Source organism: Ideonella sp. FW305-24, assembly GCF_058788035.1.
Window position 1 is genome coordinate 1 of sequence record NZ_JBYTAI010000030.1, and the last position, 6,983, is coordinate 6,983.

At 61.7% G+C, this 6,983-nt stretch carries 7 protein-coding genes and 1 pseudogene; all 8 read right to left on the reverse strand.

Going from position 1 to position 6,983, the window contains the following annotated elements; genetic code table 11:
• Window positions 1–258: 258 nt before the first annotated feature.
• A complete protein-coding gene (locus AC3WR5_RS33200; protein ID WP_492490062.1) occupies window positions 259–702 on the reverse strand; it encodes a hypothetical protein in 444 nt (147 codons plus the stop codon).
• A 1-nt stretch (window position 703) separates the two neighbouring features.
• Entirely contained in the window at window positions 704–985 is a 282-nt protein-coding gene (locus AC3WR5_RS33205) for a hypothetical protein (protein WP_492490063.1), read from the reverse strand.
• Window positions 986–1,201: 216 nt separating this feature from the next.
• Window positions 1,202–1,618, reverse strand: a complete 417-nt coding sequence (locus AC3WR5_RS33210) for a hypothetical protein (RefSeq protein WP_492490064.1) — start codon at window positions 1,616–1,618, stop codon at window positions 1,202–1,204.
• 326 nt (window positions 1,619–1,944) lie between these two features.
• Window positions 1,945–2,211, reverse strand: a complete 267-nt coding sequence (locus tag AC3WR5_RS33215) for a hypothetical protein (RefSeq protein WP_492490065.1) — start codon at window positions 2,209–2,211, stop codon at window positions 1,945–1,947.
• A gap of 80 nt (window positions 2,212–2,291) precedes the next feature.
• Window positions 2,292–2,720, reverse strand: a complete 429-nt coding sequence (locus AC3WR5_RS33220) for a hypothetical protein (protein WP_492490066.1) — start codon at window positions 2,718–2,720, stop codon at window positions 2,292–2,294.
• Entirely contained in the window at window positions 2,711–4,237 is a 1,527-nt protein-coding gene (locus tag AC3WR5_RS33225) for a hypothetical protein (RefSeq protein ID WP_492490067.1), read from the reverse strand. Before AC3WR5_RS33225 ends, AC3WR5_RS33220 begins: the two co-directional genes overlap by 10 nt.
• Window positions 4,238–4,580: 343 nt before the next feature.
• On the reverse strand, window positions 4,581–4,910 hold the full coding sequence (locus AC3WR5_RS33230) for a hypothetical protein (protein ID WP_492490068.1): 330 nt from the start codon (window positions 4,908–4,910) through the stop codon (window positions 4,581–4,583).
• A gap of 5 nt (window positions 4,911–4,915) precedes the next feature.
• Window positions 4,916–6,983: pseudogene (locus AC3WR5_RS33235) on the reverse strand (hypothetical protein); the annotation flags it as partial.

Sequence of the window (6,983 nt, forward strand, 5' to 3'; positions counted from 1 at the left end):
CGTCGTACAGGCGCTGGTCCACCTGCACGTCGTCTCGCTTGACCTCCTGCAGCCGGCCCATGCTGTCGTAGGCATAGATCTCGTAGATCATGCATCTTGTGCTTCCCAGGGAAGGGGGCGAGTCGCCCTCTGCCGTCAGCGGTGCCAGGCCTTCAACGGCCAGGCACCGCACACGGCGAGCGTCGGTGGGCGCACCACCGCGTCAAGGCCAAGCCCTCACGGGCGGCCGGTGGCCGGCCTGGACTCGGATGCTGCGCTTCAGCGTGCCAAGTACTGATTGCCTGCGATTAGCCCTGCATCAATCACTCGCCGAAGGGCCTCCGCGTCGTACTCCGGCCGGCCATCGAGTTCACCCGAATCGTTGAAGGCTGTTGACCCACCAAACTCGAACAGTGCCATAACCACAACTGCCGCAAACAACCAACTTCCTCGCGTTGTTACGTCGCCCATGTGGGTCGCGGCGTCACCGCCCGTGAGCTCGGTTGGGTATTCGCCGAAGGAGACCCAGCAATGCTCATGAACGCCGTTGCCACGAACCGTCACGATTGAATCTGCCAGAGCCTTTGGCGGACTGGTGGGCTCATGCAGTTGCACTTCAGGTGGCGCGAGACCAAACCCTTCGAATGAACGACCGACCGCCTGTTGAACCTCGTCCAGGGATGCGGGTAGTCGATGAATCGGAACGAAGACGCTGTTGGACATATTACCTCCCTGGCACAACGAGCGTGCCTTGCGTGATGTTGAGCCAGCCGTCGCCGAACTTGACGTAAACGTTGTTTGCCGAGCCTTCATTCAGGATGCGTCCGACCGGCGTGTTAGGAGTCACGAACTTGGCAAAGCCGTCGATGCTGACTCCTGTTCGGGTCGCGTCCACAGCGATGTCGCCGACGTAACCCTGAGCGGACATGTTCCGGGCGCCCTTGACGATGTTGCGAAGAACCGCCTGTTCGCCATTGCCCGTCACTATTTTCAACTGGGTCGGCACACCGTCGAGCCATCCGTCAATGCCGGGGAAGCTATCCGTCGGCGCCCCGACGAACTTACCACCACGGAACGAAGCAAGGTCCTGCGCTTGAGCAAACTCGGCATCGCTAAGAGCGTTCCTTGTGACCGTTCCAGGTTGTCGCGAAAGCGTCAGTAGCGGCGGCGCCTCCCCAATAGCCAGGCTGCCAGCACTTCCGGTATTGCCAAGTTCAGCGAACTACCCCCGCTCGGGAATTTCAAAGAATCGCCAAAGAAGTTCCTTGAGCCTTGTCGCCGGCATCGCTTCGAGCTGCACAGAAAACGATGGGCGAACGCAGGTGTAAGTCAGTTCGTTTTCGTTGGCGACAAGGGAGAGCAGCGAGGTAGCTATTTCATTTAGCTCGCTCTTTGCAAACTTCAAAGCCGACGAACTTCCCAGCGAGAAATCACAAAAATCTTCGCCATCGTAAACCTCAATCTTGCCCTCGTCCGCAAGCCTTCCGCGCAATATGATATTTCCGTCGCGAACAAACCGCTCCGATGTATCAGCTTGGGCCATTGATTCACGTATGTCGGCAAGCTGCCTACCAATCGACAACTCCACATCCTTACGTTTCAAACACTCAACATGCGCAATACCGGAAAGGGCTGCCAAGGGGTGCTCTTCCGCAAGAGTTGGAAAGTAGTACCTTGCCTCGCCATTAGTTACGGGAAGGCCGCAAACTGAGCAATGAATTTGTTTTGCCATAGCTATCACCGAATAAAGACAGGAGGCTTCCAGTTTGAAAGGTCTTCGAACTGCGTGAATTGTAGCTGCTGGCCTGTCGCTGCGCTTTTGATTACCGAACAATCTTGACCGAGCGCTCGCAACAGTGCGCGGTCCGTATCACTCGCGACAGCACTATACGGGTGAGAATGCCCAGACCATGTCCAGCCGCCGCCCAGATAATCTTCTGGAATCCCAGTCGCATTGATTTCACCCTAAATCAAAACACGCTCGCCGCCTGGGCCTCGCATGAGATTGAATTCATTGCCTGTCGCGGCTTGAAGATTACCGAGGTCACCGACTCGTACATCGTTTGCCCGCAGTCCATCAACAATCTGCACCGGCGTCGCGTTGCCTGTTGTTCCATCAATCACTGAGACACGCCGGGCATCACCGAATCTGTCGAGGATTGATTGGGTGCGCGCCGAGATGGAGCGGCCGAAGGCATCTACCGCGGCACCATCCTGACTGTTGACAATCATGCCCGGGACTGCCGGCACGTCGCCGACTGTATTGCCAAATTAAAACAGCCCGCTTGCACAAGCTGGTAACTCGAAATTCGTCAGGAGGCTTCCACTCTCTCCAATCGCGGAGACTCTCCAGCATTCTGTAGCAGAGCCCCCAACCATCGCGTCTCTCCTTCGGTGCCCGTATACACAACCCCGGGCAGAGATTTGGCGATTCGCATGCTATCGGCAGACTCCAAACCAAGCGCATCCCGAATGACTTTCACCAGCGCCGCGAGCGAAACAGGGGTTCCCATTACGACGCGCCACACTCCCGCCTTCTCAATCAGTTTGAGACGAATGCTTTCGGGTGGCAGACCAATACCGTCGGCCTCACTTCGCAAGCCGCAGCTTCTACAGTTTACGGTTTCGTACCATCGAAGCTTGCCACGGTGAACACTTTGTCCCACCTTCAGCATCCCCGCTGCCTGGCAGCGCGGGCATTCAAGAAAGACAAATTCAGATTCGCTGGTCATCAGTTCCACCCACGCATGCGGAAATAGCGGTCAATCGTATCATAGAAGCGAGTTTCGAGCTCGCTCCCTGCAGGGTGGTGGTCATAAATTCCTCTATCCCACCAACGCTGATGCAGTTCCTCATGAATTATGGTGTCACGCAAATCATTGCGCGACGAGAACATATTCTTTCCAATTTGCGTACCAGCGCCTTCCTGGGCTACGCCTTGAGAAATGAATGGGTTGTATTCCGGCGCGTACGTGAAGTTAATATCAGGGAAGTCTTCTTTGATGATTGCGTCAATCGCACGATTTCGCGCGACAGCTCCCTTGCCTGTCACGTGACTCAAGTCAGGCACAAAGGTCTGTGTGCCTCCTGCGTATTCAGTAGCGGGAGCGCCGCCTCTCGCAGCTGCACCAGCCGCCCCGTCGAGACTCGCGGTATTGCCAAGCCTAGACCCCGCCCTAATCACAGCGGCATCCGCCAAATCGCCCAGCAACAGGCCAGCGCGCGACACCACAGGGCCAGCCGCCATCCCAGCCGCAAACACCGTCAACTGCGCAGCGCCGCGTGCTGCCATGCTGTTGTTGCCGGTGGCCAGGCCATGGACCGTATCGACGCTTGCCGAGCCCGCCATGCCCACGCTCTCGTAGGGACCAAGCACGGAGACCTGTAGCCCGGTCACGACAGCGGCACCAGTCCAGCCAATGCGATCGGCGCGTTGGAAGAGGCCACTGCGCGCAGGGCCGGCCTCATTGCCGCGAATGCCCATCGTCGAAGCGACGTTGGCCAACGAACGATCCCACACGTCGGCTCCGAGGTTCCGAACCCCGTCAACTGCCGAGGTCACCACTTCGCCTAGTGCGCCGACGTAGCTCTCTCCAAGGCCCATGCGCTTGCCGGTGACCTCGACGCGCTGAACCTCGCCACCGCTGGTCATCATGGATGGCGCCGTGACCACCTTCTCCATGCCCGGTGCCGTCACACGGTAGTAGAGGTGGCCGGCATCGTCTACCAGCGGCGCGGCTGCACCGCCAGTCGGCAACTGCTCCGGATACGGATAGGGCACCGCCGGACCATGGATCTCGCGCAGGTTGCCGGTGACGGCCACGCCGGCTTGTGGCATCACGGCATTGCCTGAATGGTCGTTCCACATCGGCTGCACGTTGTCCCAACTGTCGCCGCTCTCATGGAAGGTCGGCGCGTTGATTCGAACGAATTCGCCGCCCCCGCTGATCTGCCCAGCACTGCCGCTTGAACCGCTCGGCATGCTCAACTCGGCCAGCAGCTGTGCCCGCGACGCGGCAGCGCGGGCCATGCGGTCCCGCGTGAAGGCATCGCTGCCTCCCGCGCCGGTCTCCGCCAACGCTTGCCCACCCGAGTATGTGCCGGCCGGTGCCGCGCTGGGTCCATCCCGGAACAGGTCGAGGATGGCCGCCTTTTCCTGTGCGGAAGCGGGTGCCGGCACCTTGGGCAGCATCTCATCCACCAGCCCCTGCCCGATCGCGTTGCCAAACGCATCGGCCGCAACCTGCACCAGGTCCACCCGGCCGTTCCTCATCAGCGACGCCGCCGTGTTGCTCGCGAATCTCGACACGCCGTCGGTGATGAACTGCTGCTGGCCCTTGCTCAGGCTCGTGTCCTTCAGCTCGCCTGAGGTCTCCTCGGCGACCCCCGCCTCCAGTGCCCCGTCTCGTAGGGACCAAGCACGGAGACCTGCAGCCCGGTCAGCGTGCGCGCGGGCTCGGTGGTCAGCTCAGGCGATGGCGCGCCGTCGTCGGTCAGAAGGCGCACCGACGTAGCGTCGGTGGTGTAGAGGTACCAGGTGGGTGAGGGTTGCAGGTGCATGGCAGGGAACGACGAGTCGTTCCCTTGTAGCGACCGCGCCTTCAGTCGTTGGCGGCCTTGTACATGCGCCGCAGGTCGTCCTCTGCGCCAGAGGCCTTCGACAGCTTGCGGTTGGCTTCCAGCACCAGCATCTCGGCCTCGTCGTACTTGCCCTCACGAACGAGCACCTCGGAGCGGTCTATCGCATCACGCACCACCTCGTACAGCCCAAGGTCTTCGAGACCGTCTCGGATGGCCTCAACTTCCTCTTTATAGCGGGGGTACCCGTGGGACAGGAGGAACTCATCAATGCCGTCCCTGTACATCGGGATACCGCCTTGCAGACCATCTAAGGTGTTGCAGAACTGCTTCAGGGCTTTCTGGTTTCTCATGTGCTCTACCTTCCCAACTTCACCTTCGGCGGGTTAATCGGCACCACGCCGTGAGGCGTGGCGACCTTGCCGGCCGTTGAACCCGTGTAGCGGTAGAAGTTCTCGAACTGCTGCGTCATGGTCTGCGTATCCATGAGCGAAGTCTTGCCGTCTATCCAAGACCGGCGACCCGGGCCAAGGTCGATGAACACGTCCGGCCGCACGTACTGGCCGCTACCGGTCATATCGTAAGCCCAACGGTTCAAGCTGATGACCTGGCCCGGCCCTTCTGGAACGCCCAGCGCTTGGTTGTATCGCACCAGCGCCTCTCTTGCCGCATTGTCAGCGAACAATCCAACCTGAAGCTGCTTGGGCATGTCGAGCGGGTAACGCAGCTTCCCTGCGTCGTACATCTTCTCGCCATTCTCGACAGCGTTCGCAAACGCCTTCTGGTACCGCTCTTCAATCTGGCCCATGTACTGCTCGGGCGTCAGCCGCTGGCTGCCGATGGTCTTGATTTCGAAGTTGCGGTAGTCCAGCTCGATGACGCCTTGCTGCGCCAGGCCGACCTTGCGCAGCGCGTCCGAGTAGCGGTCAATCAGGTCGCCGGTGTCATAGCGCGTGCGCGCCACACCATCGGCATCCATCGCGATACCTTGCATCGCGCCGAGGTCGCCCGGTGTCGGCATAACGCGCGGCCCGAGCCTCTCACGCAATGCGCCTTGGAGCTTATCCAACGCATCCAGTCGCTGAGCCTCAGCCAGCATTGGCGCGATTTGCTTGATGTCGCGGTACGCCTCGGGTATCAGGCCCAGGGCATCGGCGTTGCTCAACGTGTCCAGCACCTCGGCCGAGCGGCGATTGATGCTCATCTCGAACGGTGTGCGAGTACCGCCGCCCCCGCTGCGCGTCATGCGTGCGCCACCAGCTGCGGCCAAGAGGTCGCCATCGCGCCCTCCGACCTCCAGCGGGTCGCCGAAGTCATAGACAGGCTTCGTGCCCGTCGCCTCCCAACGCCGCATTGCATCGTCAGGGTTGAACTCGGCCGGCCCCGAGAACAGCGGCGCACCATCGCGACCACGCTGCGTGAAGCCGTCGGGGTCGCTCAGCACCTTGCGAACTGCCGCGTCCTCGGAGAACGTGCGGCCGAACACAGGGCTCAATGCCTGGCCTGCCGGTGCCTCACCCGGCCCGTCCCTAAACAGGTCGAGGATGGCCGCCTTCTCTTCGGCCGAGGCCACCGCCGGCACGCTCGGCTCGGACATTTGGTCAGCGATGGAGCTGCCCAGCGCATTGCCAAACGCATCGGCCGCAACCTGCACCAGGTCCACCCGGCCGTTCCTCATCAGCGACGCCGCCGTGTTGCTCGCGAATCTCGACACGCCGTCGGTGATGAACTGCTGCTGGCCCTTGCTCAGGCTCGTGTCCTTCAGCTCGCCTGAGGTCTCCTCGGCGACCCCCGCCTCCAGTGCCCCGCCCACCGTGGCCGCAGCCATCTCGGTGAAGCTGAAGTCCTTCCTGCTGCCGGTCACCAAGCCAATGCCTTGCGACACGGCATTCTTGATCGCAGCGCGGGCCATGGCGTTGCCGACCTTGCCCATGCCAAGGTCGCCACCCAAGCCGGAGCCCGCCATGCTGGTGACCGCGGCCTCCGCGATGGCTTTGAGGTTGTAGCCGTGGTAGACGCCGATCAGGTTGCCCACCACCTGCCCGGCTGCCTCGCCTGCTGCGCCACTTGCGGCAGCCACCATCAAGCCATTGGCTGAGAACCCGCTGCCCGCGGCTGTGCTGCCTGCCACGGCAGTCGAGCCTGCTCCGGCCTCGGCCGCGCCGGCTGCGCCCGCCTCCGCTGCGCCAGCCGCGCCCGCCTCCGTTGCCCCAGCCGCCGCTCCGGCGCCCGCACCGGCCTCCGCAACCTCGGGAATGGCCCAGTATTGCTGCAACAAGGCCGCCACGATGATCACCACGACGGTGACGATCACCGCCCCGAAGCCGCCGCAGGCCTGGTGCTGCTTGGGCATCGGCAGGTTCGGGCTGGTATCCCCCACCACATCCGCCGGGTTGTAGGGCTTGAAGGTGCCGGCGTTGTTGCTG

Coding starts and splice junctions, on each gene's coding strand:
- AC3WR5_RS33230 (WP_492490068.1), bottom strand. CDS start 4,910: ATGAGAAACCAGAAAGCCCTGAAGCAGTTCTGCAACACCTTAGATGGT.
- AC3WR5_RS33200 (WP_492490062.1), bottom strand. CDS start 702: ATGTCCAACAGCGTCTTCGTTCCGATTCATCGACTACCCGCATCCCTG.
- AC3WR5_RS33215 (WP_492490065.1), bottom strand. CDS start 2,211: ATGATTGTCAACAGTCAGGATGGTGCCGCGGTAGATGCCTTCGGCCGC.